Origin of the sequence: Faecalibacterium sp. AF28-13AC (assembly GCF_003478405.1) — a bacterium.
Classification (GTDB): Bacteria; Bacillota; Clostridia; order Oscillospirales; family Ruminococcaceae; genus Faecalibacterium; species Faecalibacterium prausnitzii_E.
This window is the reverse complement of sequence record NZ_QUFG01000004.1, coordinates 1-25,718: the sequence shown is the minus strand read 5'-3', so window position 1 is coordinate 25,718 and position 25,718 is coordinate 1. Positions and strand designations below refer to the sequence as shown.

The window sequence follows — 25,718 nt, the reverse complement described above, 5'->3', positions numbered from 1 at the left end:
GACCTGTGAGGTACTGCATTATGAAACAGAATCTACTCCGCATCGGCTGCGCAGCGGCGGGCCTGGCACTGGCGGCGGGGGTGTTCACCTCCTGTTCGCTGCTGCCCACGCCGTCCCGGCCCGTGTCCCACCCCCAGCAAGAGGAGGACCCGCCCAAATACGACGCCTCCTCCCTGCGGGACGGCAGGCTGCGGCTCTTCTCCAGCTATGACTCCCTCGGCGGAAACACCATCCTCTGCGGCGACAAGGTGGTACACCAGTCCCCTGCCAGCGAAACGTCCTATCTGCTGACCGACAGCCAGACCGGCGAGACGAACTGGTTCGTCTGCACCTGGTCTGACCCGGACACCGCCGCCGGGCGGCGCAGCGGCATCTTTGACCGGACGGGTGAGGCGCTCTACACCTTTGACCGCGAATACGACGTCCGCCTTTCCGGCGGTGTGCTCGTTCTGACCACACCCACCAGCTTCGCCTATTCGCCCCTGCACGACCATGCAGCGGGCGACGTGCGGGTGCTGGACTTTGCTTCGGGCACTGAGTACCCCGTGCCCGAAAACGCCTACACCTGCCTTGTGGCGGGCGACCGGCTGGCCTTTGGCCTCTATGCCCCCGGCGATGCTGCGCCCGATGAAGAGAACGACGACCTCTACCAGTACGCTGCCGTTCAGATCCAGGAAAAGGACGGCACCGTGGTCTACCAGAACTTTCATAGCCTGCTGTACCGCCTTTCCGCCGGGATCGACGACCCGCTGGCCCCCGCCGACTGGGTGGAGATCGACACCTACAACGCGGACGGCACAAACCTGGAGTCCACTTCCCTGCTGAATGCGGCCACCGGCGAGGAGCGGAGCGGCTTTGTCACCTATCTCCACGCGGGCATTGCCAGCTTCCGGACCGACGAGGGCAAGTATCAGCTCGTGGATCTGGTCAGCGACATGACCAGCACCGTGCTGTGCGAGTTTAACGACTCCATCAGCGGGTACGCGCCCGGCGTGACCGTGCTCTACCGGGAGGACGGCTACCTCCTCTACGACCTGACCACCGGCGACACCCTCGACCTCTACAACATGGCCCTGGGCACCAACACGCTGGACATCTACGCCAGGGACGGCACCCTCCGCGTCTACGATATGGACACCGGTGCCATCCGGACCGACACGACGGTTGCGCCGCTGGAAGCGCTGCACCGCACTCGCCTCTACGACCAGGGCAGCGGCTGGGTCAACCTGCGCCAGTACGACAACGACAACTACGATGTGACCACCCTGACCCTCGCCGGGCCAGAGCTGAGCAAGACCCTTTCGATGGCTGACCTCACCGCCCGCTACGGCGACGACTTCGACGGCTATCTCTGGCCCGTGGCTGCCACGGAGGACGACTTCTATTTCTCCATCAGCTACCGCGGCCCCGGCAGCACCTGGCTGTACGACCTGCTGGACAGCGACGGCGCGGTCGTCCTGGCCGGGCTGGGCAGCTGCGGCGAGTACTCCCGCTACAACAGCAGTGCGCCCCTGCCTGCGGGCGTCTTCGTGGCGCGCAAGGGCTTCGATTACGGCTGGATGGACGTGGAGGGGAACTGGATCTACTGCCAGAGCATCTTCACTTCCACCAGCGACGAGACCAACAACTACTTCTATTGAGGGAGGGTTTCACCATGAAACAGTCTAAAATTTCCCGCCGTTCCTTCCTGCTGGGGCTGGGGGCCGTCTCCACGGCGGCGCTGCTGGCCGCCTGCGGAGAGGCCGCTTCCAGCGCACCGGCATCGAGTGCCGCTTCGTCCGAAGCACCCGCCTCTTCCGCCAGCGAAGTACCCGCAGCGCCCATCCTCACCGAGGACGAGTTTCCCGTCACCGACGGCTCCACGGCCTGCATCCCGCTCATTGCGCAGATCATGGCCGACACCACCGGCATGGAGCTGGAAGCGGCCCAGAGCGCCGTGACCACCAACACCACCGCCTGGGCCTGGCGGAACCTGGGCCTTTACGGCGACACCGAGAACGGCACCCGGCTCATCATCGCCTACGAGGCCCCGGAGTCCGTCAAGGAAGAGCTGAAGGCCGATGGTGCCCTGCTGGACCAGAAAGCCATTGGCCGGGACGCGCTGGTCTTCATCGTGAACGAGGACAACCCCGTCCAGAGCCTGACCCGGCAGCAGCTCCGGGACATCTACGCCGGGAAGATCACCAACTGGAAGGACGTGGGCGGCGAGGATGCCGACATCGTGGCCTTCCAGCGCCGGGAGGACTCCGGCAGCCAGACCCTGTTCCAGAAGCTGCTTATTCAGGGCGGCGAGCTGATGGACGCCCCCACCGCGCTGGCTCCTGCCTTGATGGGCGAACTGGTAGACGACATCGCCGAGTACAACAACGCGGCCAACGCCATCGGCTTCTCGGTCTACTACTACATCTCGGAGATGTATTCCAGGCCCGGCCTGCGGCTGCTGGCCGTGGACGGCGTGACCCCCTTGGCCGACACCATCGCGGACGAGAGCTACCCCCTGTGCAACGAGTTTTATGCCGCAGTCCGGCAGGATTCCGGCCCCGACACCCCGGAGCGCAAGGTCTACGACTGGCTCTCCACCGATGCAGGCCGCGCCTGCATCCAGAAGTCTGGCTATGTGGCCGCCCAATAATTTTTACTCGCGTGTTCCATTCGTTTGACTTCGTTTCCATTCTTTGCTACAATGAAGAAAAGTCTGGCGGTCTCGGCCAGATCTGCCGCAAGACGTGAAGATGCGAAGGAGAACGAACCATGCTCAACCCCCACAACCACCCTGTGGAAAGCCACGGCCGCACCGCGCTGCGCAACTACATCATCCAGGCATCCACCCTGCTGGAGATCACTCTCTCTGGGCTGGTCCTCATCGGCCTGCTGTTCAGCATCGTGCCGCTGCTGAAATGGATGCCCGGCCTGCTGTTCGACGGCAACGATGCAGAGATCCGCACATTTCTGGAACGTGCGCTGGACATCGTCATCGGCATCGAGTTCATCAAGATGCTGGCCAAGCACAGCCCCGGCAGCAGCCTGGAAGTGCTGCTCTACGCCATCGCCCGCCACATGGTGGTCGGCCACGAATCCGCCGTTGAGAACCTGCTCAGCGTGGGTGCCATCGCGCTCATCTTCGTTGTGCGCAAGTTCTTCTTCGTGCCCGCGTTCGGTGCCCACCTGCCGGACGGCAACCCTGCCCCCGACCTGACCCCGAACCAGAGCGGCATCCCTGCCCAGGAGTTCCGCCAGCGTCTGCATGACCGCATCCACGCCGAGGACCTCGACGAAGAAGAGAATGCCCCGGAATATGAGGATGCCAAGTGATTCCTCTCCCCGGAACGCACACAGCCCCCGTGCTTTGGCACGGGGGCTGTTGTTTTGGGCAGCTTGCACAGACGGCCTTTGCCCTGTTCTATTTCTTGTTTTGAATCAGCGGATCTCGATGCCGAGCTTGAACTTCAGGTTGCCCAGCACTTTTTTGACGGTGCGCTCGACCTGTTCGGCAGAGACTTCTGCGCTGGGGTCGGACAGCGTCAGGGAGAACGCCATGCTCTTCTTGCCCGCACCGAGGTTTGCGCCGCGATAGATATCGAACAGCTTCACGTCGGTGATGAGCGGGCTTGCCTTTTTGATGGTCTCCTCGATCTCGCCGCAGGTGACCTGTTCCTCGCAGACGAGGGCCAGGTCGCGCTTGACGGCAGCATAGGGGCTGAGCGGCTGATAGCGCAGCTCGCCGTCCACGCAGCTCATCAGGGCCTCGTAGTCCAGCTCACCGAGGTAGATGTTCTGGCTGTCCTTCTGTTCCTTTGCGATCTCCAGCTCGCCGTTGATCTCATTGGAGAGCTTGCCGAAGACGCCCAGACGCTTGCCGCCGCAGTAGACAGCGGCGCTGATGCCGGGGTGCAGCCAGGGCGCAGTCTCGCGTTCGTAGGTGAAGTGCAGGCCGAAACCGGCTGCCAGTGCCTCCATGGCGCCCTTGACGGTGAAGAAGTCCTCTTCCGGGCCGAAGGCACCGATGCAGAGGGTCTGGCGCTCGTGCGGATGCTCGCAGATGGGCAGTTCCTTGGCCAGATAGACCGGTGCCATCTCGAACAGACGGCCCTCGGCGTTGCCCTTCTTCAGGTTGTCCACGATGACATTCAGCATGGACGGGGTGAGCAGGGTGCGCATGATGGAGAGGTTCTCGCTGATGGGGTTCAGGATGCGGATGGCCTTGCGGGCAGCATCACCGGCGGGGATGTGCAGCATGTCCAGCTCGGCGTTGGAGTAGAAGGCCAGCGTGGATGCCTCATAGAAGCCCTGCGCCGCCAACAGGCGCTTGGTCTTGAGCTGCTGCTTCTGGTCGTAGTTCAGCCCGCCGTTGGTGACGGCAGCGGTGTTCAGGAAGGTGGGCACGATGTGGTCGTAGCCGTACTCACGGATGACCTCCTCGGCCAGGTCGGGGAAGCTCTCTACGTCCTCGCGGTACAGCGGGGCGGAAACATCCCAGCTGCCGTCGGCCTGCACGTCCACAGTGAACTCCAGACGCTGCAGGATGTCGATCATGGTCTGGTCAGGCACCGTGATACCCAGCACACCGCAGATCTTGGCGGGGGTGGTCACGATGTGCCTGCGCTCCAGCGGGCGGCCATCGGTCAGGTCGTATTCCAGCGTGGTGATGTCGCCGCAGTCCAGCTCCTGGATCAGGTGCAGGGCACGGGCGAGGCCCAGTTCGGGCGAGTGGCGGTCCACGCCCTTCTCGTAGCGGGCGGAGGAGTCGCTGTTCTGGCCCAGCGCGCGGCTGGTCTTGCGGACGGAGTCGCGGGCGAAGGTGGCGCACTCAAAGAGCAGGCTGGTGGTGTTCTCATCCATGCCGGAGTTGGCACCGCCCATGATGCCAGCCAGTGCCACCGGCTTTTCTGCATCGCAGATGACGAGGTTGTTGGGGTTCAGGGTGAACTCCTTCTCATCGAGGGTCATGATCTTCTCGCCCTCGTGGGCGCGGCGGACGTCGATGGTGCGGCCCGCGACCTTGTTCAGGTCAAAGGCGTGCATGGGCTGGCCCATCTCCAGCAGGGTGTGGTTGGTGATATCGACCACGTTGCTGATGGAGCGCAGGCCGCACAGGGCCAGATGGCGCTTCATCCAGCGGGGAGACTCACCCATCCGGATGTTGCGGACATAGTGTGCCATGTAGCGGGGGCACAGGTCGGGAGCCTCCACCTGCACAGTGATGGGGGCATCGGCATCGCAGACGGTCTGGTAATCCATGGCGGGCATGTGCAGGGGCTTGCCGAGGATGGCAGAGACCTCCCGTGCGATGCCCAGAACGGACTGGCAGTCCGGGCGGTTGGCGGTGATGGAGATATCGAAGATGTAGTCATCCAGACCGACCACCGGTGCGATGTCGGTGCCGGGGACGCTGTCTTCGGGCAGGATGAGCAGGCCGTAGACCTCCGAACCGGGGAACAGGTCATCGTTCAGGCCCAGCTCCTCGCCGGAGCAGAGCATACCGTTGGACTCAACGCCCTGCATCTTGCGGGCCTTGATCTTGATGCCGCCGGGCAGGGTGGAGCCATCCAGAGCGGCGGGCACACAGTCACCCAGCTTCATGTTGGAGGCACCGGTGCTGATGCGGATGTCGTGGCCGTAGTCGCCGCAGTCCACCACACACTTGGTCAGGTGGGTGCCCTCCTGCTTTTCCATCTCCACGATCTTACCGACGACCACCTTGCTGATGCCTGCATCCAGCGGGATCAGCTCTTCGACCTCAAACCCGCAGGAGAAGAGCTTCTCCTCCAATTCCTGAGCCGTGACGTCGATATCGACAAGTTCTTTTAACCAACTGAAAGGTACTTTCATTGTTTGCTCTCTCCCCTCTTATTCATGGAACTGCTTGAGGAACTCCAGGTTGTTCTCGAACATCAGGCCGATGTTGTTGATGCCGTATTTCAGCATGGCGATACGCTCGATGCCGATGCCAAAGGCGAAGCCGGAGTACTCATCCGGGTCGATGTTGCAGTTCTCCAAAACCTTGCGGTTGACGACGCCGCCACCCAGAACTTCGATCCAGCCGGTGTGCTTGCACAGGGGGCAGCCCTTGCCGTGGCACTCGAAGCAGCTGACATCGACCTCGACGCTGGGCTCGGTGAACGGGAAGTAGGACGGGCGCAGGCGGGTGCGGGTGTCGGCACCGAACAGCTTCTGCACGAAGGTGTTCAGGGCACCCTGCAGATCGCCCAGGGTGATGCCCTTGTCCACGACCAGACCTTCCATCTGGTGGAACATGGGGCTGTGGGTCGCGTCGGAATCGGAACGGAAGACGCGGCCGGGGATAAGCACCTTGATGGGCGGCTTCTGGGAATCCATGGTGCGGATCTGGCCGCCGGAAGTCTGGGTGCGGAGCAGGAACTCATCGGACAGGTAGAAGGTATCCTGCATATCGCGGGCGGGGTGGTCCTTCGGGACGTTCAGGCGGGTGAAGTTGTGGTCGTCGTCCTCGATCTCCGGGGCGTCCGCCACAGCAAAGCCCATGCCGGAGAAGACGTCGATGATCTGGTTGGTGACCAGCGTCAGCGGATGCAGGCCGCCGACCGCGCGGGTCTTGGCGGGCAGGGTGATGTCCACGGTCTCGGCGGCATTGCGGGCGGCCAGCTCGGCTTCCTTCACCTTGGCGGCGGCAGCATCGTAGTCCGCCTGCACCTTGGTCTTCAGTTCGTTGATGATCTTGCCCATGGCGGGACGCTCTTCCGGCGCGACGGAGCGCAGATTCTTCATCAGTGCGGGGATCTTGCCGTTTTTGCTCAGATATTCCTGCCAGAACGTGGCCAGCGTCTCCTTGGAAGAGACCTGACCGAGGCTTTCTTCGGCCTGTTTGGCCAGCTCGTCGATCATTGCTTGCATGGAAATTCTCTCCTTCTCGGTTTTCTTCTTGTTCAGCGGGTAACAAAAAAGCTCCGCCCCGCTCTGCCTTTCGGCAAAGGGGACGAAGCTGTAAACTTTACTCCGCGGTACCACCCGGTTTCCGCTCTTTTTTATAAGGAGCGGCGCTCAAACGCCGTAACGGGGCGCACCGTCCCGCACTAGCAGGCTGTCTTCAGCCGTTCACGCGGGCCGCTCAGGAGCGAACTTCGGTGCACGTCTCTCTCGGAAGCCCTTTCAGCCGGTGAAGCTTCTCTCTTTGCCGGACACACTGCACGTACTTTCTCCGTCGCTGCGTTTTTGCATATCAGGTTTTCATAACCAGAAATCATCTTACCACATTTCGGCGCGGTTTGCAAGCGCAGAAGCGGATTTTGTGGCAATTTTCCGTTTTCGCTTGTGTTTTCCGCCGGGATATGGTATGCTGAGCGCAACGTTTTACTGGAAGGAGGGTGCACCCACATGGGTTGGAACGGCTGCGTTTTCTTCAAAAAAGGAAACCCTTAAGCATTTCCGGCTCGAAGTGCGCCCATTTTTAGGAATCGCCCTCTCCGTCTGCTGCGCAGCCAGCTCCCCCCAAGGGGGAAAAGATGAAGTTTGCGCAATGCCAAAGCCTCTCCTACCAGGAGAGGTGTCACCGAAGGTGACGGAGAGGTTGTACAAAGAGACTCTAAGGATGGGCACTGTTTCATCTTGTAAAAATGAAAGGTGCTTTCCATGAAATCAAACAAAAGATCAACGCTCAACATCAAGCGGCAGCTTGGCTGTATTTATACGGCCGACTTCTTCTCCGGCCTGCGGATCACCGACGCCGTGTGGGTCGCGCTGCTGGCCGCACGGGGGTTCTCCCTGTGGGAGATCGGCCTGGCCGAAAGTGTTTTCCATATCGTCAACCTGCTGTGCGAAGTGCCCAGCGGCATGGTGGCAGATCTTCTGGGCCGCAAAAAAGCCCTTGTGTCCGGCGGTGTGCTGGCCGTCACCTCCAACCTGCTGATGGCGTTTGCACCGAATCTGTTTGCCATCTGCTTCGCAATGGCGCTGAACGCGCTGTACAGTACCCTGTTCTCCGGCACCTTCACGGCCCTTGTCTACGACAGCCTCAAGACGGAAGACCGCGAGGACGAATACCTTCAGATCTCCGCCAACAGTTCCCAGATCTCCATGCTGGCCAGTGCGCTGGGTTCGCTGGCCAGCACGGTCCAGCGGTTCCTCGGCTTTGCAGGCTTTTATCTGCTCAGCGCCCTGTTCGAGGGCGTCTCCACCCTCGCCTGCCGATGGATGAACGAACCCATCGTCACGGCAGCGCAGGCCAACCGGGCCCGGCAGCCCCTGCACGACCTGCCCGGTCAATTCATCCAGCTCGTGCAGGACAGTCTGCATGTTCTGCGCACCTGCCCGCTGGCCGCGAAGCTCATCGTATCCAGTGCGATCATCTCGGTGCCCTGCTACCTGACCAAGATGTTTTTGCAGCAGCGTCTCATTGAGCTGGGCTGGCCCACCGAAGCGCTGTTCCTTCCCCTGCTGCTGGGCGGCATCGCCTGCGTCCTCGGCACCGAGGCCGGACGCCGGGTCCGGTTCCGCTCCATGCGGCGGTTCTACGCCGTCTGTGCCCTGCTCTGCGGTGCGGGCACCCTTCTGGTGGGCACCGCGCCTGCCTGGGGCGGCATCTTCGGCATGATGCTGGTGCAAGGCGTTTTGCAGGTCTACCTCCTGCATGAGATCCAACAGCTCAACGACGCCATCCCCAGCGACCAGCGCGCCACCCTCATCAGCGTGGACAGCATGGCCTACAGTCTGCTCATGATCCCCGCCAGCCCCCTCGTCGGTGCGGTCGGCGACGCCTTCGGTCAGGCGGGTGCCGGTCTCGCCCTTCTCGGCGGCCTTGTCGCAGTGAGCGGACTGGTGCTTCTGGGGCCGAAGAAGCAATAAGAGAGTGAGAGCAAGAACAAGGACCCGACACTTCCGGTGCCGGGCCCTTGTTTTTGCTGTGTATTCTTATTTTGCGATCAGCTCTTCCGCCAGCTGCTCCATCTGTGCCTCCGATGCGGCACTGACTGCCGAACGGATGGTGACGACGTTCTCACAGACGGTGATGTTCTTCATGCCCTCCAGTTCGGTGCGCATGAGCTTGGCGGCCATGGGGGCCCAGGTGCCGTTCTCCATCAGGCCGATGGTGCGGCTCTGGAAGTTCTTGGTCTTCAGATGGGCCAGCAGGTTTTCCATCGGCGGGAAGAGGAAGCCGTCATAGGTGGCGCAGGCCAGCACGATCTTCCCGCAGCGGAAAGCTTCGGTCACGGCGTAGGAGACATCGGTGCGGGTCAGGTCCATCTCCACGACTTTGGCTCCTCTGGCGCGGAGCTTTTCAGCCATCTGGTGCGCTGCTGCGCGGGTATGGCCGTGGATGGACGCACTGGCGACCAGAATCTTCTCCGGCTCTTCGGGCTTGTAGCTGGACCAGGTGTCATAGTAGGCCAGGTACTTGCTCAGGTCTCCGGTCAGCACGGGGCCGTGCAGCGGGCAGATGGTCTGGATGTCCAGCGCAGCCGCCTTCTTCAGCAGAGCCTGCACCTGCGGGCCATACTTGCCCACGATGTTCAGGAAGTAGCGGCGGGCTTCGCTGGCCCAGTCGGCATGTTCGTCAAACTTTGCCACTGCGCCAAAACGGCCAAAGCCATCGGCGGAGAAGAGCACCTTCTCGGTGGACTCATAGCTGACCATGACTTCCGGCCAGTGCACCATGGGCGCAAAAACGAAGGTCAGCGTGTGGCTGCCTAGGCTCAGGCTCTCGCCGTCCTTGACCACCACGCGGCGTTCCTTTGCGACGGCGTCCGCGCCGAAGAACTGCTCCATATACTGGAAGGTCTTGGCGTTGCCCACCACCTGCATGGCCGGGTAACGTGCGGCCAGCTTTGCGATGTTGGCACCGTGGTCCGGCTCCATGTGGGAGACGATGAGGTAGTCGGGCTGGGTGCCGTCCAGGGCCTCGGCCAGATTTTCCAGCCACGGGTCGGTGGCGCGGGCATCCACCGTATCCAGAACGGCGGTCTTCTCGTCCCGGATGACATAGGAATTGTAGCTCACACCGGTGGGTACCGGGTACTGGCTCTCGAACAGGTCGATGGTGGTATCATCCACACCTACGCCCAGAATGGCCTCGCTGATCTTTTTCACGCTCATAACAGACATCCTCTTTTCTGTTGTATCGCTGTTCCGGCGAACCGGAAATATCTACTAGGAACCTTTCCTATTGTAGCATAAGGGTTCTCATTTTGCAAGCCGCTTATCTCTCTCCGTCAGCGCGGGAGGCTCTGTCATTGCAAAGTGCGTGAAACAGTGTGGTATAAGCAAAGAAAAAGCACCTGGATTTTAACGAATCCAGGTGCTTTTTACTGGTGGAGGCGATGGGAGTCGAACCCATGTCCGAAAAGAGTTCAGCGTAGGTGTCTCCGGGTGCAGGCGATCAACAACATTCCCTCCGCGTCACGCCGGTCGCCAGGCTAGCGCATTGGTAGCTTCATGAGTTCCTGCCGGTCCGCAAAGCTTAGGTCCGTTCAGGTGCTGTGTCTAAAGGACGCCCCGGCCCCACACGACACAAGAGTGGGCGGAACGCGCAGCACTCAGGCTGCGAGCAACTGATAATTATTGTTGTCAGTTAATTTTTTGGAGGAGTTTAGAGCAGGTCCCCCACTGCTACCCGCTGCCCAGGCCTCGCTCCCCCCGTCGAAACCTTTACGCCCCCATGAAACGCACACCGGTGAGGGTGTGCGGTGAAGCAGAGTTTCGTCCGGCTGGAACAGCCCGGAGAATCTTAGTAATACGTGCCGTTGGACTTGACGGCCCGGTCGATGGAGCGCTTTGCGTCGCGCTTGGCGGCATCGGCGCGCTTGTCGTAGAGCTTTTTGCCCTTGCACAAGCCCAGCTCCATCTTCACGCGGCCATGCTTGAAATAGAGCGAGAGCGGAACCAGCGTATACCCCTGCAGCTTGCACTGCTGGTGCAGCCGCCGGATCTCGTTCTTGTGGGCCAGCAGACGCCGCACCCGCATGGGGTCCTGGTTGAAGATGTTGCCGTGGTCGTAGGGGGTGATGTGCATTCCCTTGACCAGAAGTTCGCCGTCCTCGATATCGACCCAGCTGTCTTTCAGGTTGACGCCGCCAGCCCGCAGGCTCTTCACCTCGGTGCCTTTCAGCTCCAGACCTGTTTCCAGCGCTTCCAGAACGAAGTATTCGTGGCGTGCTTCCCGGTTGGTGGCGATGGTCTTTGTGGCCGGACGCTCTTTTGCAGGTGCCATGGGGCACGCCTCCTTTCTGTTCTGGTCTCGTTTTGTTAGTATATCACATTTTTGCGGTTTTGCAAGGCCCGTTTTTGAAGGAATTGTAAACTTTTGCCGGGTTTACAGTTCCCCGCGGCCTTCCAGCGCCTTGTACAGGGTGTTCTCGTCGGTGTACTCCAGATTGCCGCCCACGGGCAGGCCGTAGGCCAGACGGGTGACTTTGATGCCCAGCGGCTTGATGAGCTTGGCCAGATACATCGCGGTGGCCTCGCCCTCCACGGTGGGGTTCATGGCCATGATGACCTCTTTCACCTCGTCGGTGCTCAGGCGGGCCAGCAGCTCCTTGACGGTGAGCTGCTCGGCCGTGATGCCGTCCAGCGGGTTCATCAGGCCGTGGAGCACATGGTACAGGCCCCGGTATTCGCGGGTGCGCTCAAACGCCTGCACGTCGCGGGGCTTTTCCACCACGCAGATGACCGAGTGGTCCCGCTTGGCGCTGGCGCAGATGGGGCACAGCTCGGCCTCGGTATAGTTCTGGCAGACGCGGCAGCGGTGGAGCCGGGTGTGGGCCGCCTGGATGGCGCCCGCCAGCGCGGCGGCCTCGTCATCCGACATGCTCAGTACCTGATAGGCCATCCGGGTCGCGCCTTTGGTGCCAATGCCCGGAAACTTGCTGAACTCCTCGATCAGCTTGTCCAGCGGGGCTGCATTATAACTCATGGCGACGCCTCCCCGCGGCTCAGAGGCCGGGGATATTCAGGCCGCCGGTCAGCTTGCCCATCTCGGCCTCGGCGGTCTCATCCACCTGCTTGACGGTGGCGTTGATGGCCGCAGCCACCAGATCTTCCAGCATCTCGATGTCGTCGGGGTCCACGGCTTCGGGCTTGATGGAAATGCTGAGTACCTCGTGCTTGCCGTTCATCTTCACAGTGACCATCTCGCCGGATGCGCTGCCGGTGTACTCGGCGGCTTCCAGCTCGGCCTGCTTGGCCTTCATGTCATCCTGCATCTTCTGCGCCTGACGCATCAGGGCGTTCATATCGGGGCGGCCAAAACCTGCGGGCATTCTTGCTTTCATCGTTCGTAGTTCTCCTTTATTATCCTATAGAATTTTGGGATATCGAAATCTCTTAGTTGGGCTTACTATAACAGCCTGTTCTGAAAGAATACGCTTTCCTTTGTACAACCTCTCAGTCTCGCCTACGGCTCGACAGCTCCCCTGGTAGGGGAGCCTCTGGCGAGTCGGTAGTGGCTGTGCTGGACGAGCAAAGTTTTCTGTAATCGGCAACAGCCGGGCTCCGCTGTTAAGATTCACGGGTGCTTGCCTAGTATCCCTTGTTAGAGCGCAGTCCCGCAGCCGCTACCCATTCGGACAGGGCCCGGCGCTTTGCGCTCAATTGGGCCCAAGCGAACAGCAGGGCTGGCCCGATATGCCAAGGGCTCCCCTTTTAGGGGAGCTGGCATCGCGTCAGCGATGACGGAGAGGTTTCGCACTCTCCTCAATGCTCACATCCACGCCCAGCTGTTCCAGACGGCGGAGGGATTCCTCGGCGTTGGTGGCAGAGCGGTGGACAGCTTTCGGCTCGTAGGGGCCGATGGGCACGGCTACGCCGGACACCTGCGCGATGAGCTTCTTGATGAGGCGCTGGCTGTCCTTATTGGCGCGGATGAAGTCCCGGAAGGTCTTTCCGCCGTCGATGAGGACGCGGGTCCCGTCGAAGTAGCCCTTCGACTTTTTGAGGTAGGTGTAGAGCATGGGGTCTTTTTCCTGCAGCAGCCGGACCACCTCGTCCCACTGGGGGAAGGGGTTGATCCCCTCTGCCGCCACCCTGCGAGGCTTGTTGAGGGCGGGGTCTGCCGGATGCTCGGCGCTGGGCTGCACCGGGGCCGGGGCCGGTTTTTCTGCCGACGTGGACGGAGCCGCTTCGGGCTGGGCCGGAGGTGCAGGCCGGGCCGGTTCATCCCAGGGCAGCGGGGCAGCGTCCTGCACCGGCGGTTCCTCCGGAAGCGGCGGCAGGTCGTCCTCGGTGGGGGCCGCTTTGACCAGAGGTTCCGGCTGCGGTTCCGGGTCTGCCATGGAGGCAGGCGCGGCCGTCTCCGGCGCGGCCGTCTCCAGCGCGGTCTGTGTTACCGGTGCGGCGGACTCCACAGCAGAAGCTGCCGGGGCCACCGGAACGCTCACAAAGGGCTGCGGCGGGGCCGCTGCCGCAAAGGGGCGGGGCGTTTCCTGCGGGGCCGCCGGGCGGGGTGCGGCTTCCACCGCTGCCCGCTGCATCATCTGGGGCGGCTCGGACAGGCTGAAGAGGGCAAGCTCCAGCTCAATGCGCTGGTCGCTGCCGCGGGTCATGTGTTCGAGGGCGTTGCCCAAGGTGCGGATGGCCCGGATGGCCTCCTTCTGGCCCAGCTGCGGCCCTTTTTCGAGGTAGCAGGTCTCTTCCTCCGGCGACACACCGGAGAGCAGTGTCTGCCCGCCGGGCAGCGCCGCCAGCATGAGGGCGCGGTAATGGGCGATGAGTTCTTCGGTCAGGCGCTTCACATCCACCGACTGCTGCCGCAATTGGGCCAGCTGAGCCAGCGCGGTGGGAGCGTCCTGCGCCGCGATGGCGTCCGAGATGCGGAACAGATAGCTCCGGTCGGTGACGCCTGCCATCCGGCGGACCACGTCGGCGTCCACTTTGGCGGTCACGCCTGCACAGGTGTCCAGAATGGACAGCGCATCGCGCATGGCACCATCGGCCAGCCGGGCGATCAGCTCCGCGCCCTCGGTGGTCAGCTCCAGCCCCTCCTGCCCGGCAATATACTCCACCCGCTGGGCGATATCCTCCGGCCCGATGCGGGTGAAGTCGTACCGCTGGCAGCGGGACAGGATGGTGGCCGGGACTTTCTGGATCTCGGTCGTCGCCAGGATGAAGATGACATGGGCGGGCGGCTCTTCCAGCGTTTTCAGCAGCGCATTGAACGCCGCTGTTGAGAGCATGTGCACCTCGTCGATGATATAGACCTTATAATGGCAGGCGCTGGGGGTGTAGGCGGTCTCGTCGCGCAGGTCGCGGATATCGTCCACGCCGTTGTTAGAGGCCGCGTCCATCTCCACCACATCCAGAATGCTGCCGTTGTCGATGCCGCGGCAGATCTCGCACGTACCGCAGGGGTCGCCGTTGTTTGGGTGCAGGCAGTTGACCGCCTTGGCGAAGATCTTGGCGCAGGTGGTCTTGCCCGTACCGCGCACCCCCGTGAACAGGTAGGCGTGGCCAACGCGGCCGGCGGCGATCTGGTTGCGCAGTGCCGTCACGATGCCGCGCTGCGCCACCACGTCCTCAAAGCGCTGGGGCCTCCACTTGCGGTATAACGCGCGATACATCCGCTTCTCCCCTTTCTGCAATAAAAAACGGACAGCGCTGACGGGGTTTGACCCCCGCCTTGCGTAGCTCGACATACGAATGCAGGCTGACTGAAACGCACAGGGCACACCGCTTAAGGCTGCTTGGTTCCCCACCTGACCTGGTTCACAGCGGCCCCATCGTACAGGGCCCGCATCCGTATGTCGAACCGCGCAGCAGGCGCTGTCCGACAAGGCACAATTTGTGCTTGATTATTATAACATATCGGGAGGGAGATTGCAAGCCCTTCTCTGTTGTGAACGCTGGACTGCAGTTGCTGCCAATGAGAGCAGGGCCCGGCGCTTTGCGCCCAATTGGGCCCATGCGGACAGCAGGGCTGGCCCTGCCTGCCAAGGGCTCCCCTGCTAGGGGAGCTGGCTGCGAAGCAGCCTGAGAGGTTTGTTTTCAACACCTCGCGCTCTGAGAGGCTCCCCCCACAAACCGCAAAAGCCCCCGCCGGGCGGGCCGGCGGGGGCTTGGGATGCTTACTTCAGAAAAGCTCAGGACTGGCAGGCAGTGATGAGGCTCATCTTGTAGACCTCGTCGGCGTTGCAGCCGCGGGACAGGTCGTTGATGGGAGCGTTCAGGCCCTGCAGGATGGGGCCGTAAGCGGCATAGCCGCCCAGACGCTGTGCGATCTTATAGCCGATGTTGCCGGCCTCAATGCAGGGGAAGACGAAGGTGTTGGCCTGGCCAGCGACCTTGCTGCCCTTGCACTTGACCTGTGCAACTTCCGGAGCAACGGCTGCGTCAAACTGCAGCTCACCATCGACAGCCAGTTCGGGGTCCATCTCCTGGGCCTTGATGACGGCGTCGTGGCTCAGAGCGACGGTGCCGCCCTTGCCGGAGCCCTTGGTGGAGAAGCTCAGGACAGCGACCTTCGGGTCGATGCCGAACAGCTTTGCGGTCTTGGCAGTCTCGACAGCGACCTCAGCCAGCTTGGAAGCAGCAGAAACCTTGACCTCGCCGGTTGCCTTGTCGATGGTATCGGTGTAGTCAATGTTGACAGCGCAGTCGCCCATGGCGATGCGCTTCAGGCCCTCTTCGCCGCAATCGCGGTCCAGGATGAAGCAGGAGCTCACCAGGTGGGCACCCTTCTTGGTCTTGACCAGCTGCAGAGCGGGGCGGATGGTATCGGCGGTGGAGTAGGTGGCGCCGCCCAGCAGGCAGTCGGCCTTGCCCATCTTGACCAGCATGGTGCCGAAGTAGTTGGACTTCTTCAGCAGTGCGGTGCACTCCTCAGCGGTCTGCTTGCCCTTGCGCAGCTCGACCATGGCATGGACCATCTCATCAAAACCGGCGTAGTTCTCCGGGTCAATGATCTCAGCAGCGGAAATATCGAAACCACCGGCAGCGGCAGCAGCCTTGCACTCAGCCTCGTTGCCGACCATCACGACCTTCAGTACGCCCTCAGCCAGCAGCTTGCTTGCGGCCTCCAGGATGCGGGGGTCATTGCCCTCGGTAAAAACGATCGTCTTGGGGTTCGCCTTCAGCTGGGCCACCAGCGGTGCAAACATATCAGCCATTGTGATTACCTCCGAAATTACTTTGCAATTATTCATGGGCAGCACAGACCTGCCCTTCTTTTTTATTTTAGCACAACCTCTGGAAACTTCAAGACAAAACCGCAATTTTGTGGTATATTTTGTAGCAGAAGATAAAGCGCTCAATCGTTAAGAAAATGTCATTTAGTTTGTGAGAGGTTTAACGAAATATGGAATGGGAAACACTCAAGGCTCAGTGCCTTGCCTGCCGCAGCTGTGGGCTGTGCGAAACGCGGACGAACGTGGTGTTCGGTCAGGGTGCCGAGGACGCCGAGGTGCTGTTCGTGGGCGAAGGCCCCGGCCAGAGCGAGGATGAGCAGGGCCTGCCCTTTGTGGGCCGCAGCGGCCAGCTGCTGGACAAATACCTCTTCGCCATCGACCTGGACCGCAAAAAGAACTGCTATATCGCCAACATCGTCAAATGCCGCCCGCCGCAGAACCGCGACCCCCTGCCCGCCGAGAGCGAAGCCTGTATGCCCTGGCTGCGGGAGCAGTTCCGTCTGCTCAAGCCGAAGATCGTGGTCTGTCTGGGGCGTGTGGCGGCCCAGCGGATGATCCGGCAGGACTTTTCGGTGGTCCGGGAGCACGGCGAGTTCTACAATAAGAACGGCATCCTCTTCATGGCCACCTACCACCCCGCCGCTCTTCTCCGCCAGCCCCGCAGCAAGCCGGACGCCTTCGCCGACTTTCTGGCCCTGCGGGAGAAGATCCAGGAGGTCTGCGAGCACACCTACTGAGCGGCCCCGCGCCGTGACACTTTCCTTTTGTTTTGCATATTCTAGAACAAAAGTGAGGTGTTCCTTATGACAAATATCCGGACCGATTCGGTTGATTTTTTCCTCGGAGCCACCACGCCCGCCGGGTTCAAGGGCTATTTTGAGCCGCTGCGGCACGAACCGGGGATGCAGCTCTATCTCATCAAAAGCGGGCCGGGCTGCGGCAAATCCACCTTGATGAAGCACATCGCGCAGGCTGCCGAACAGAAGGGCGAACGCATCGAGAAGATCCACTGCGCCAGCGACCCCGACAGCCTCGACGGCGTCATCTTCCCGGAAAAGCGGCAGGCCATTCTGGACGCCACCGCGCCCCACACGATGGAGCCGGACGCCCCCGGTGCCGACGAGGTCGTGGTGAGCCTGTACCACACCATCGACGCCGGGAAGCTCTCCCTCCACCGTGAGGAAGTCAAGGCGCTCTTTGCCCGGAATGCTTCCCTGCGCAGCCGGGCGGCGCGGTATATCGCCTCAGCCGGGAGCCTTCTGCTGGACAGCCGCCGCGCCGAAGCCTGCTGCGCCAACTTTGAAAAGGTGCGCCGCTACGCCAAACGCCTCTGCACCCGGATGCTCCCCCGCCTGCCCGACACGGCCCGCCCCGGCGAGGAGCTGCGGCTGCTGTCGGCCATCACGCCCAAGGGGCCGGTCTTCTATCACGGCACCGTGCAGGCACTGGCCGACCGGTATATCGTCTTCCGCGACGACTACGGGGCCATCTCCCGCCTGCTGCTGGAGCTCATCCGTGCCGAGGCGCTGGCGCGGGGCTACCAGATCATCACCTGCCCCTGCGCCATGCACCCCGAAGACCAGATCGACCATCTCTTCATCCCATCGCTGCGGCTGGCCTTTTTAACGGATAACCCCTGGCACCCGGTGCACATCTCCGGTGTGCAGGCCGTGCGCTGCACCCGCTTCCTCGACCGCGAGCACATGGCCGGATTCCGCGCCCGCCTGCGTTTCAACGAGCGGGCCGCCACCGAGCTGCTGGATCAGGCCGTCGCCCTCATGGCGCAGGCCAAGAGCTGCCACGACGAGCTGGAGACCTACTACCGCGCCGCCGTCGATTTCGCCGAAGTCGAGAAGGTGACGGAGGAAACGATCAACGCAATGTTGTAAAAGCGAGGTACTGTTCATGCCCTCCCCTCAACCGATCCGTCTGCCCATCCGGCAGCTGGTGGAATTTCTGCTCCGCACCGGCAGCATCGACAGCCGCTTCACCGGCTTCGACCGCGCCAACGAGGGAGCACGCATCCACCGCAGGCTGCAAAAAGCGGCGGGTGAAGGATACGCTGCCGAGGTCTATCTGACGGCGCAGCGCGAGGTGGAGGGCCTTTTGTTTGTGGTGGAAGGCCGCGCCGACGGCATTTTCCAGAACGAAGACGGCACCGTCGTCATCGACGAGATCAAGACCACGGCCCTTCCCACTGAGGAACTGACCGAAGACCGGAACCCCTGCCACTGGGCGCAGGGTATGGTGTATGGGGCCATCTACGCCGCGCAGAACCGGCTGGAGCGGCTCAGCGTCCGGCTGACCTATTACCAGATCGACACCGACGAGATCACCCGCTACACCCGGCACTTCACCGCCGGGGAGCTGGACGCCTTCCTCACCGGCCTGCTGCGGCAGTACGCCCCCTGGGCACGGCGGCAGATGACCTGGGCCGAGGCCCGCACCGCCAGCCTGACAGCTCTGACATTCCCCTTCCCGGCCTACCGCCCCGGCCAGCGGGCACTGGCGGGCGAGATTTACCGCGCCTGCATCGCGGGCCGGAGCGGGCAGAAAAACGGCACCCGGCTATTCTGTCAGGCCCCCACCGGCATCGGCAAGACCATGAGCGCCCTCTTCCCGGCCCTCAAGGCCATCGGCGCGGGCAGCGGCGAAAAGCTGTTCTACCTCACGGCCCGCAGCACGACCCAGGCCGCTGCCGAGGATGCCCTCGCGCGGCTCCACGCCAGCACACCGGGGCTGGCCCTGCGTAGCGTGACCCTGACGGCCAAGGAGAAGGTCTGCCTCTGTAAGGATGCCGAGGGCCATCCCGCCTGCCTGCCCGAAGCCTGCCCCTACGCCAACGGCTATTACGAACGGGTCAAAGATGCCCTTGCCGCCCTGCTGGACGGTGCCCCGCAGTTCGACCGCGCTGCGCTGGAAGCCGCCGCCCGGCAGTTCACGGTCTGCCCGTTCGAACTGGGGCTTGACCTGAGCGCGTGGGCCGATGTCGTCATCGGTGACTACAACTATCTCTTTGACCCTGTGGTCCGGCTCCACCGCTTCTTCGATGCAGCGGGCGACTGGCTCTTTCTCATCGACGAGGCACACAATCTGCCCGACCGGGCCCGCGCGATGTACTCGGCAGGGTTTGCAAAGTCTGCCCTCACCGACGCCAAACGCGCCCTCGGCCGGGGCAAAAGCAGCCTGAAAACGGCCCTTTCCCGCGCCGACCGGGCCTTTCTCGAAGCGCGGAAGCAGGTGGCCGTGCTGGCTCCCCGCCGGGGCGTTTCCCCGCCCGCAGCGGACGCCGCCGGGCAGACCAGCCTTTTGGAGGAGACCCCTGCGCCGGGCATCGCCCTGCCCGAACCGCTGCTGGCACAGGAGGGCACGGTCTTTTTCCGGGAGCTGCCCGACGCCCTGCTAAAGCCGCTCCACGCCTTACAGGCCCCTTTGCAGGACTGGCTGGAGCAAAACCCCGATGCCGACGCCCACGCCCGGCTGCTGGAACTTTATTTTGCCGTGCAGGACATCACCCGCGCAGCTGACCGGTACGACACCCACTTCGTCACCCAGCTCACGGCCCGCGGCAGCGAGCTGGAGCTGGAACTGCTCTGCCTCGACCCCTCGGCCTTTGTGGACGCGAGCCTTGGCTGCGGGCGGGCGGCGGCGCTGTTCAGCGCCACTCTCACCCCGCCGGGCTACTACCGGGGCGTTCTGGGCTGCCCGGATGCCCGCGCCGTCGCCCTGGAAAGCCCCTTCCCGCCCGACCATCTGGGGCTGTACTGCCTGCCCGGCATCTCCACCCGCTACCGGGACCGGGAAGCCAGCATCCCCGCCGTGTCGGACGCACTGGCGGCGCTGGCCGGAGGAAAAGTGGGCAACTATCTGGCCTTTTTCCCCAGCTACGCCTACCTCCGCCGGGTCTACGAAGACTTCACGGCCCGGTATCCGGGCATCGCCACGCTGGTGCAGGAAAGCGGCCTGGACGACGCGGCACGGGCGGCATTTTTGCAAAAATTCACCCCGGACCCTGCGCAGACACTGCTGGGGTTCGGGGTGATGGGCGGCATCTTCGGGGAGGGCGTCGATCTGGTCGGCGACCGGCTCATCGGGTGTGCCATCGTAGGGGTCGGCCTGCCGCAGGTGAACCCCCGGCAGGAGATCCTGCGCCGCTACTACGACGAGCAGTCCGGCACCGGCTTCGACTACGCCTACCGGTATCCCGGCATGAACAAGGTGCTGCAGGCCGCCGGGCGGGTCATCCGCACCGCCGGAGACAGGGGCGTCGTCCTCCTTCTGGACGACCGCTTCGCCCGCAGCGAGTACACCCGCCTGTTCCCCCGCCACTGGCAGCACCTCAAGTACCTGAACGGCACCGAGGCCCTCAAAGAGGAGCTGGACCGCTTCTGGGGGCAGGGAAGCAGCCGTTGACCGGAACTGCCCGCGGGCCTTTATTTCTTCCAGAACGAGAAGAAGCCCTTCTTCTCGTAGGGTCTGGTCTCGGCACCGGTCACGGTATAGCCGGTGGCGGCGATGGCCTGTTTCAGCGTTTCGATGTCCAGCGCCTGCTCCGAGACGATGACCGTCTCGCCTCTGGTGTGGGAAGACGACACCTTGCTCACCTGCGCCGTCTTGCGCACCACGTCGTTGATGTGGCTCTCGCACATGCCGCACATCATCCCTTGGACTTTCAAGATCGTTTCCACCATTTCGGTTCTCCTCTCTGGATCGCATCAAGACCGGGCCATTCTGTCCGGTTTTTGTCATTTTTGTTAGTTTTAGCTAACTTTCACGGAAATAAAAAAGGCTTCGGCTCCTTCCGCCCGCACAGAATGCCGCCGGTAAGAAGCTCCTCCTTCTTTTTTCAGTGCTATCATACCACGATTCCCTGCGAAACGCAACCCCGTATCGCCGACATTTTGTAAATTATACTTGACATTTTGTCGTACAGGTGATATGCTCTGGTCAGAGGGTACGAGCGCCCCCTCCCATCCCATTGTACGAGGTGACAACATGCCGAAAAATCTGAAACTGAAAGCGGCCCGCGCCGAAAAGGATCTGACCCAGAGCGCACTGGCCGAAGCGGCGGGCGTCTCCCGCCAGACCATCAACGCCATCGAAAAGGGCGAGTACAACCCCACCATCAACCTTTGCCGGAGCATCTGCAAGATCCTGGGCAAAACACTGGACGAATTATTCTGGGAGGAATAAGCGATGAAATTTTCACTGTACAGCAAGAAAAATCAGTTTGACGAGATGCAGGAGCAAACCATGCTCCGCATCGAAGCACGGGGCTTCTGGCTGCTGTGGGCAGGGCTGCTCCTCGCCATCCTCGTGCAGATCGTTCTCCGCACACCAAGCAGTCAGTGGGTCGGCGAGTTCGTTGTCTTCATGGCCGGCTGCTGCTACTCTATCATCGAGTGCCTGCGCAACGGCTTGTGGGACAGCCACATCTGCGCAAATACCACCACCAACGTGGTAGGTTCCTTGTTTGCATGCGTCGCAGTCACTGTCGTCACCGGCCTTGCCTACGGCCATTGGCTGATCGCGCTCATTCCAGGTGTCATCACCGGCGTTCTCTGCTTTGTGCTCCTGCAAGTCTGTATGCACGTCGCCGAGAAGCGCCGCAAGGAGCTTGATAACCCGAAGGACGAAGAGTAAACAAACGGAAAAAGCCAGGCAATGCCTGGCTTTTTCCGTTTATCATACGATTTCGTGATACACTTCCCCACTCGCCAGCTCCTTCCACTGGAATATGCTGTCTTCCAGCGTCATATAACTGTGGGGGCTGTTTTCCTTCGGGATGCTCAGCGAGCCGGGGTTCAGGTAGAGGTTCCCGTCTCCGAAGCTCTCCCATGCCGGGACGTGGGTGTGGCCGTGCAACAGCACATCCCCCGGTGCCAGCGGCGGCAGATTCTTCTTATTATAAATGTGGCCGTGTGTGGCGTAGACCAGCTTTTCCCCCACCGGCAGGATGCAGTAATCCGCCATCACCGGGAAACTCAGCACCATCTGGTCCACCTCAGCCTCGCAGTTGCCCCGCACACAACACAGCTTCGGCTTCAGGCCGTTCAGCAGCGGGATGACCTCCTTCGGCGCGTAGCCGTCGGGCAGGTCGTTGCGGGGGCCGTGGTAGAGCAGGTCGCCGAGCAGCAGCAGGCGGTCTGCGCCCTCCCGCTCGAACGCCTCGACCATCTGGCGGCAGTATTTGGCCGACCCGTGCAGGTCGGATGCGATCATCCATTTCATCGTTCCATCTTCCTTTGCTGTTCAGTTGGCCCCATTATAGGGTCTGCGCTGCGGGCTGTCAAGCATTTGCCGCAGCCACGAAAAATCGTCTCTTGCCAAAATGGGGGAATCGTGGTACAGTATAGGCGTTGTATTTTTCCAAAAAATGATTTTACCACGAGGTTTTGATATGAAAAGACATTCCCGGAACACTCTGGTCTCCCTGACCGCACTGGCCCTTAGTGCAACGGTGCTCCTCACCGGCTGTTCAGAGGACGCGGCAGGCAGCACCGCCGAAACCGCTTCCGCTCCTGCTGCACCCGCCCAGTCTTCCGACACGACGGCCACCGGCGCAACCGCTGCGCAGACGTCTGAGCTGCTCGCCTCCCTGACCCATGAGGAGATGGAGGAGCTGATCTCCGGCAGCACCACGCTGGCCGAACTGGAGCAGAAGCACTTCAACCTCCCCTCCTCCGGCACCTCCGATGCGGCCACGGTTTCTCCGGAGGATGCCGCAGCTGCGCAGGCTCCCTCCGCTTCTTCCACTTCTGCTTCCCCGGCTGAGGCTCCATCTTCTTACGATGTGGAGCTTCAGGCCCTCATCAACCAACTCTACGCCGTCAAGGCCAATGCCGAGAGCGGCCTGAACAGCGCCATCCAGTCCGCAAAGGACGAGTATCACGCTCTGCCTGTCGACAAGCAGACGGCCACCCGGAAGGTCTCCATCGTGATGGGCAAGAGCAGTGAACTTCAGAAGCTCGAAGCCGACTGTGACAAGCAGGTGGATGCGATCGTTGAGAAAATGCGCACCCTGCTTCAGGAAAATGGGCAGAGCACCGAGCTTGCCGATCAGGTCAAGGCCTCTTATAAGGCTCAGAAGAGCGCCATGTACGCTTCCCTCAAGAGCCAGCTTCTCGGCTGACCCTCTTGACAATCGCTTTCCAACGTGATATTCTAGGGTTCCTAAAATATCGTGTGGATTTTTACAGCATTCATTTCAGAGCTACTTTTCGCCACACAATGGTTCGCGGAAGCGCCCCATTGTGTGGCGTTTTTTTGCGCCTTTTTGGGGGCACCGCGGGCCGTGTCCATTTGATCCCCTCAGAAAGGAAGCAGAAAATGAACGATACCTTTATGAAAACCAGACCGGTGCTCCCGCTGCTGGTCTCTATGGCCCTGCCCAACGTCATCTCGATGCTGGTGAACTCGCTGTACAACATCGTGGACAGCCTCTTCGTCGCCCGCATCAGCGAGCAGGCCATGACGGCCCTGTCGCTGGTGTTCCCGGTGCAGAACCTCGTCAACGCCATCTCCATCGGCTTCGGCATTGGCATCAACGCACAGATCGCACTCCACCTCGGTGCAGGCGACCGCGAAAAGGCGGACATCTCCGCCACCCACGGCATGGCCCTCTCGATCCTGCACGGCCTGCTGTGCACCGTGGCGGGCATCGCCATCATGCCGGGTTTTCTGCGCCGGTTCACCTCGGAGGAGTCGCTGGTCTCGATGGGCGTCCTCTACGCCACCATCGTCTTCCTGTTCTCCATCGTCAACATGGCCGACCTTGCTTTTGAGAAGATGTTCCAGGCCGTAGGCCGGATGAACACCACGATGATCGCGCTGATCGCAGGCTGCGTCTGCAACATTGCACTGGACCCGGTGCTCATCTTTGGCCTTGGCCCGGTGCCTGCCCTGGGCATTGCCGGTGCAGCGCTGGCCACAAACCTCGGCCAGCTCGTCACCCTCTGCATTTACCTCTACTGCTACGCCACCTCCGACCTCCCGGTCCGGCTGCGCCGCAGGTATCTGCACTTCGAGCCCGCACTGGACGGCAAGCTTTACGCCATCGGCATCCCGGCCATTCTGAATCTGGCCCTGCCCTCCCTGCTGGTCACTTTCCTCAACGGCCTGCTGGCAGCCTTCTCACAGAGCTACGTCACGGTTCTGGGCATCTACTACAAACTCCAGACCTTTCTGTACCTGCCTGCCAATGGCATCGTGCAGGGAATGCGCCCACTGGTCGGCTATAACTACGGTGCAAGGGAGCATGGCCGCGTCGCCAGGCTCTACAACCTGACGCTGGGCTTGAGCGCCGCCATCATGGCCATTGGCACCGTCCTCTGCCTGACCATTTCCGGCTCCCTCATCGGCCTGTTCAGTTCCAACCCGGAGACCATCGCCATCGGCACCACGGCCCTGCGCATCATCTGCCTGGGCTTCGTTGTCTCGGCAGTCTCCACCACCTCTTCCGGCGCGCTGGAAGGTCTGGGCAAGGGGGTGCCCTCGCTGGTCATCTCCCTCTGCCGCTATGTGATCTTCATCATGCCGCTGGCCTGGGTGCTTTGCCGCACCCTTGGCCCCACCGGCGTCTGGCACGCCTTCTGGATCACGGAGGCCTGCTCTGCCGCCATCGCCTTCGTCGTCTACCACAGAGCTGTCTCAAAGCGCTGAGCCTGCCCTGAAAGCACGACCGCCCCGCCGCATTGGGATGCACTCCCAGCGGCAGGGCGGTTTTTGTTTCACTCTTCCAGACCGCACATCCGGTAAAGCTCCGCAATGCACGGAGACTTATATTCCAGATACCGTTCGATGTCATCGGGGAAACGCTGTGCAGCCTGTTCTTTTACTCTGCTGTACCACTTCACAGCGTCCGGATTCTGGCGCAGAAATTCCCGGAACGTGATATGACGGCGCAGTTCTTCGGAATCTGCCGGGCAGACATACAGATGATGCAGCTGCAAATGCGGTTTGCCGGTATAGCAAAAGGCTTCCCGCCCTTCAATGCCAAGGTTTCCCTCGTGGACGTATCCAATGGATGCAAGCCGCTCAATGGCCGCCTTCAGGCATGTCCTGTCCTGGATGACAACGTCCACATCAATGCAGGGCTTTGCCGACATTCCTTCCACGGAGGTGCTCCCCACATGCTCGATGCGCAGAGCCAGCTCCCCCATCGCGGCTTCCAGCTCCGCCCGGATCGCAGAAAAATCCTCGTTCCATTTGGGATCATAGGGCAAAACGACGACATGCGTTGTTCTCATGTTTCTCTCCTTCTCTCTGCAACAAAAAACGCCCTAAGATTTCTCTTAGAGCGCTTCGTTCAAGTCGGCGACTACCTATTTTCACAAGCCGTTTCCAGCTAACTATCTTGGGCACGAGTGAGCTTAACTACTGTGTTCGGAATGGGAACAGGTGGGACCTCACCGTCATCGTCACCGACCATATGACTGGTTCAGTATACCATACGGTCTACTGTTTGTCCAGTGTTTTTTACCGCAATCCAACTTTTCAATCGTTGGCCACAACGTTGGATTGCGTATCGCAATATCTGTTGTTTACCCAGAATCTACTTCGCTGTCTTGCGATTGAAGGACGTGCCTTCAAAACTGAATAATCACTGCTAACATTTTTTCGTTGACTCTTTGA

At 61.6% G+C, this 25,718-nt stretch carries 22 protein-coding genes, 1 rRNA gene, 2 other RNA genes and 1 other annotated feature; of the genes, 11 read left to right on the top strand and 14 right to left on the bottom strand.

Annotated elements, in window-relative coordinates; genetic code table 11:
• Window positions 1-20: 20 nt before the first annotated feature.
• From DWY95_RS06265 to DWY95_RS06255, 3 genes are all read left to right on the top strand, one after another.
• Window positions 21-1,640, top strand: a complete 1,620-nt coding sequence (locus tag DWY95_RS06265; RefSeq protein ID WP_118552811.1) for a DUF5046 domain-containing protein — start codon at window positions 21-23, stop codon at window positions 1,638-1,640.
• Window positions 1,641-1,654: 14 nt separating this feature from the next.
• Window positions 1,655-2,632, top strand: a complete 978-nt coding sequence (locus DWY95_RS06260) for a substrate-binding domain-containing protein (RefSeq protein WP_118552810.1) — start codon at window positions 1,655-1,657, stop codon at window positions 2,630-2,632.
• Window positions 2,633-2,751: 119 nt separating this feature from the next.
• Window positions 2,752-3,312 carry a transporter gene (locus DWY95_RS06255; protein ID WP_118552809.1) on the top strand — a complete coding sequence of 187 codons (561 nt, stop codon included), beginning with the start codon at window positions 2,752-2,754 and terminating at the stop codon, window positions 3,310-3,312.
• A 105-nt stretch (window positions 3,313-3,417) separates the two neighbouring features.
• Here the strand turns inward: DWY95_RS06255 and pheT are convergent, their stop codons facing one another.
• Entirely contained in the window at window positions 3,418-5,829 is a 2,412-nt protein-coding gene (pheT, locus tag DWY95_RS06250) for a phenylalanine--tRNA ligase subunit beta (protein WP_118552808.1), read from the bottom strand.
• A gap of 18 nt (window positions 5,830-5,847) precedes the next feature.
• The gene (pheS, locus tag DWY95_RS06245) at window positions 5,848-6,870 is read right to left on the bottom strand and encodes a phenylalanine--tRNA ligase subunit alpha (RefSeq protein WP_097792400.1); all 1,023 of its coding nucleotides are present in this window, start codon (window positions 6,868-6,870) and stop codon (window positions 5,848-5,850) included.
• Between the two features lie 75 nt (window positions 6,871-6,945).
• Window positions 6,946-7,190 (bottom strand) — a binding site (T-box leader).
• A 415-nt stretch (window positions 7,191-7,605) separates the two neighbouring features.
• Between pheS and DWY95_RS06240 the strand changes: the two genes are divergently transcribed.
• The gene (locus tag DWY95_RS06240) at window positions 7,606-8,817 is read left to right on the top strand and encodes an MFS transporter (protein WP_118552807.1); all 1,212 of its coding nucleotides are present in this window, start codon (window positions 7,606-7,608) and stop codon (window positions 8,815-8,817) included.
• A gap of 66 nt (window positions 8,818-8,883) precedes the next feature.
• Here DWY95_RS06240 and DWY95_RS06235 read toward each other — a convergent pair whose 3' ends face one another.
• From DWY95_RS06235 to pta, 8 genes are all read right to left on the bottom strand, one after another.
• Window positions 8,884-10,065, bottom strand: coding sequence for an MBL fold metallo-hydrolase (locus tag DWY95_RS06235; protein WP_118552806.1), 1,182 nt, complete (start codon window positions 10,063-10,065; stop codon window positions 8,884-8,886).
• 213 nt (window positions 10,066-10,278) lie between these two features.
• Window positions 10,279-10,627: a transfer-messenger RNA gene (gene ssrA / locus DWY95_RS06230) on the bottom strand.
• Window positions 10,628-10,696: 69 nt separating this feature from the next.
• Window positions 10,697-11,179: an SsrA-binding protein SmpB gene (gene smpB, locus DWY95_RS06225; RefSeq protein ID WP_118552805.1), complete on the bottom strand. Its 483-nt coding sequence runs from the start codon at window positions 11,177-11,179 to the stop codon at window positions 10,697-10,699.
• A gap of 102 nt (window positions 11,180-11,281) precedes the next feature.
• Complete coding sequence (recR, locus tag DWY95_RS06220; RefSeq protein ID WP_118552804.1) at window positions 11,282-11,881, bottom strand: recombination mediator RecR; 600 nt, start codon at window positions 11,879-11,881, stop codon at window positions 11,282-11,284.
• A gap of 19 nt (window positions 11,882-11,900) precedes the next feature.
• On the bottom strand, window positions 11,901-12,239 hold the full coding sequence (locus tag DWY95_RS06215; protein WP_055191133.1) for a YbaB/EbfC family nucleoid-associated protein: 339 nt from the start codon (window positions 12,237-12,239) through the stop codon (window positions 11,901-11,903).
• Between the two features lie 390 nt (window positions 12,240-12,629).
• Window positions 12,630-14,522 carry a DNA polymerase III subunit gamma/tau gene (gene dnaX / locus DWY95_RS06210; protein ID WP_118552803.1) on the bottom strand — a complete coding sequence of 631 codons (1,893 nt, stop codon included), beginning with the start codon at window positions 14,520-14,522 and terminating at the stop codon, window positions 12,630-12,632.
• A gap of 76 nt (window positions 14,523-14,598) precedes the next feature.
• Window positions 14,599-14,698, bottom strand: an RNA gene (gene ffs / locus DWY95_RS06205) — signal recognition particle sRNA small type.
• Between the two features lie 343 nt (window positions 14,699-15,041).
• Window positions 15,042-16,067, bottom strand: coding sequence for a phosphate acetyltransferase (pta, locus tag DWY95_RS06200; RefSeq protein ID WP_118552802.1), 1,026 nt, complete (start codon window positions 16,065-16,067; stop codon window positions 15,042-15,044).
• A gap of 188 nt (window positions 16,068-16,255) precedes the next feature.
• Here pta and DWY95_RS06195 point away from each other — a divergent pair, with 188 nt between their 5' ends.
• The 3 genes from DWY95_RS06195 to DWY95_RS06185 all read left to right on the top strand — a co-directional run bounded on the left by DWY95_RS06195 (window position 16,256) and on the right by DWY95_RS06185 (window position 20,498).
• A complete protein-coding gene (locus DWY95_RS06195; RefSeq protein ID WP_118552801.1) occupies window positions 16,256-16,822 on the top strand; it encodes a uracil-DNA glycosylase in 567 nt (188 codons plus the stop codon).
• Between the two features lie 66 nt (window positions 16,823-16,888).
• Window positions 16,889-17,974 (top strand): hypothetical protein, encoded by a 1,086-nt coding sequence (locus tag DWY95_RS06190; RefSeq protein WP_118552800.1) that lies wholly within the window; start codon window positions 16,889-16,891, stop codon window positions 17,972-17,974.
• Window positions 17,975-17,990: 16 nt separating this feature from the next.
• Window positions 17,991-20,498: an ATP-dependent DNA helicase gene (locus tag DWY95_RS06185; RefSeq protein ID WP_118552799.1), complete on the top strand. Its 2,508-nt coding sequence runs from the start codon at window positions 17,991-17,993 to the stop codon at window positions 20,496-20,498.
• Between the two features lie 20 nt (window positions 20,499-20,518).
• On the opposite strand, the gene DWY95_RS06180 is transcribed toward DWY95_RS06185, so the two are convergent.
• Window positions 20,519-20,776 (bottom strand): heavy metal-associated domain-containing protein, encoded by a 258-nt coding sequence (locus tag DWY95_RS06180; protein WP_118552798.1) that lies wholly within the window; start codon window positions 20,774-20,776, stop codon window positions 20,519-20,521.
• 304 nt (window positions 20,777-21,080) lie between these two features.
• Here DWY95_RS06180 and DWY95_RS06175 point away from each other — a divergent pair, with 304 nt between their 5' ends.
• Window positions 21,081-21,278 carry a helix-turn-helix transcriptional regulator gene (locus DWY95_RS06175; protein WP_097792410.1) on the top strand — a complete coding sequence of 66 codons (198 nt, stop codon included), beginning with the start codon at window positions 21,081-21,083 and terminating at the stop codon, window positions 21,276-21,278.
• A gap of 3 nt (window positions 21,279-21,281) precedes the next feature.
• On the top strand, window positions 21,282-21,728 hold the full coding sequence (locus tag DWY95_RS06170) for a DUF6773 family protein (RefSeq protein ID WP_118552797.1): 447 nt from the start codon (window positions 21,282-21,284) through the stop codon (window positions 21,726-21,728).
• A 42-nt stretch (window positions 21,729-21,770) separates the two neighbouring features.
• On the opposite strand, the gene yfcE is transcribed toward DWY95_RS06170, so the two are convergent.
• Window positions 21,771-22,316: a phosphodiesterase gene (yfcE, locus tag DWY95_RS06165; RefSeq protein ID WP_118552796.1), complete on the bottom strand. Its 546-nt coding sequence runs from the start codon at window positions 22,314-22,316 to the stop codon at window positions 21,771-21,773.
• A 169-nt stretch (window positions 22,317-22,485) separates the two neighbouring features.
• On the opposite strand from yfcE, the gene DWY95_RS06160 reads away from it, so the two are divergent.
• The gene (locus DWY95_RS06160) at window positions 22,486-23,217 is read left to right on the top strand and encodes a hypothetical protein (protein ID WP_118552795.1); all 732 of its coding nucleotides are present in this window, start codon (window positions 22,486-22,488) and stop codon (window positions 23,215-23,217) included.
• Between the two features lie 197 nt (window positions 23,218-23,414).
• Complete coding sequence (locus tag DWY95_RS06155; protein ID WP_118552794.1) at window positions 23,415-24,746, top strand: MATE family efflux transporter; 1,332 nt, start codon at window positions 23,415-23,417, stop codon at window positions 24,744-24,746.
• A gap of 68 nt (window positions 24,747-24,814) precedes the next feature.
• On the opposite strand, the gene DWY95_RS06150 is transcribed toward DWY95_RS06155, so the two are convergent.
• Both DWY95_RS06150 and rrf read right to left on the bottom strand, forming a co-directional pair.
• A complete protein-coding gene (locus DWY95_RS06150) occupies window positions 24,815-25,333 on the bottom strand; it encodes a GrpB family protein (protein ID WP_118552793.1) in 519 nt (172 codons plus the stop codon).
• Window positions 25,334-25,395: 62 nt separating this feature from the next.
• Window positions 25,396-25,512 (bottom strand): 5S ribosomal RNA (gene rrf / locus DWY95_RS06145).
• Window positions 25,513-25,718: the final 206 nt, after the last annotated feature.

Excerpts from the sequence above, each read along its gene's own strand:
- DWY95_RS06195 (WP_118552801.1), top strand. The coding sequence starts at position 16,256 with ATGGAATGGGAAACACTCAAGGCTCAGTGCCTTGCCTGCCGCAGCTGT.
- DWY95_RS06160 (WP_118552795.1), top strand. The coding sequence starts at position 22,486 with ATGAAAAGACATTCCCGGAACACTCTGGTCTCCCTGACCGCACTGGCC.
- DWY95_RS06265 (WP_118552811.1), top strand. The coding sequence starts at position 21 with ATGAAACAGAATCTACTCCGCATCGGCTGCGCAGCGGCGGGCCTGGCA.
- DWY95_RS06235 (WP_118552806.1), bottom strand. The coding sequence starts at position 10,065 with ATGAGCGTGAAAAAGATCAGCGAGGCCATTCTGGGCGTAGGTGTGGAT.
- yfcE (WP_118552796.1), bottom strand. The coding sequence starts at position 22,316 with ATGAAATGGATGATCGCATCCGACCTGCACGGGTCGGCCAAATACTGC.
- DWY95_RS06260 (WP_118552810.1), top strand. The coding sequence starts at position 1,655 with ATGAAACAGTCTAAAATTTCCCGCCGTTCCTTCCTGCTGGGGCTGGGG.
- pheT (WP_118552808.1), bottom strand. The coding sequence starts at position 5,829 with ATGAAAGTACCTTTCAGTTGGTTAAAAGAACTTGTCGATATCGACGTC.
- DWY95_RS06185 (WP_118552799.1), top strand. The coding sequence starts at position 17,991 with ATGCCCTCCCCTCAACCGATCCGTCTGCCCATCCGGCAGCTGGTGGAA.
- DWY95_RS06190 (WP_118552800.1), top strand. The coding sequence starts at position 16,889 with ATGACAAATATCCGGACCGATTCGGTTGATTTTTTCCTCGGAGCCACC.
- pta (WP_118552802.1), bottom strand. The coding sequence starts at position 16,067 with ATGGCTGATATGTTTGCACCGCTGGTGGCCCAGCTGAAGGCGAACCCC.
- recR (WP_118552804.1), bottom strand. The coding sequence starts at position 11,881 with ATGAGTTATAATGCAGCCCCGCTGGACAAGCTGATCGAGGAGTTCAGC.
- DWY95_RS06150 (WP_118552793.1), bottom strand. The coding sequence starts at position 25,333 with ATGAGAACAACGCATGTCGTCGTTTTGCCCTATGATCCCAAATGGAAC.
- pheS (WP_097792400.1), bottom strand. The coding sequence starts at position 6,870 with ATGCAAGCAATGATCGACGAGCTGGCCAAACAGGCCGAAGAAAGCCTC.
- smpB (WP_118552805.1), bottom strand. The coding sequence starts at position 11,179 with ATGGCACCTGCAAAAGAGCGTCCGGCCACAAAGACCATCGCCACCAAC.
- DWY95_RS06175 (WP_097792410.1), top strand. The coding sequence starts at position 21,081 with ATGCCGAAAAATCTGAAACTGAAAGCGGCCCGCGCCGAAAAGGATCTG.
- DWY95_RS06170 (WP_118552797.1), top strand. The coding sequence starts at position 21,282 with ATGAAATTTTCACTGTACAGCAAGAAAAATCAGTTTGACGAGATGCAG.
- DWY95_RS06240 (WP_118552807.1), top strand. The coding sequence starts at position 7,606 with ATGAAATCAAACAAAAGATCAACGCTCAACATCAAGCGGCAGCTTGGC.
- DWY95_RS06155 (WP_118552794.1), top strand. The coding sequence starts at position 23,415 with ATGAACGATACCTTTATGAAAACCAGACCGGTGCTCCCGCTGCTGGTC.
- DWY95_RS06255 (WP_118552809.1), top strand. The coding sequence starts at position 2,752 with ATGCTCAACCCCCACAACCACCCTGTGGAAAGCCACGGCCGCACCGCG.
- dnaX (WP_118552803.1), bottom strand. The coding sequence starts at position 14,522 with ATGTATCGCGCGTTATACCGCAAGTGGAGGCCCCAGCGCTTTGAGGAC.
- DWY95_RS06180 (WP_118552798.1), bottom strand. The coding sequence starts at position 20,776 with ATGGTGGAAACGATCTTGAAAGTCCAAGGGATGATGTGCGGCATGTGC.
- DWY95_RS06215 (WP_055191133.1), bottom strand. The coding sequence starts at position 12,239 with ATGAAAGCAAGAATGCCCGCAGGTTTTGGCCGCCCCGATATGAACGCC.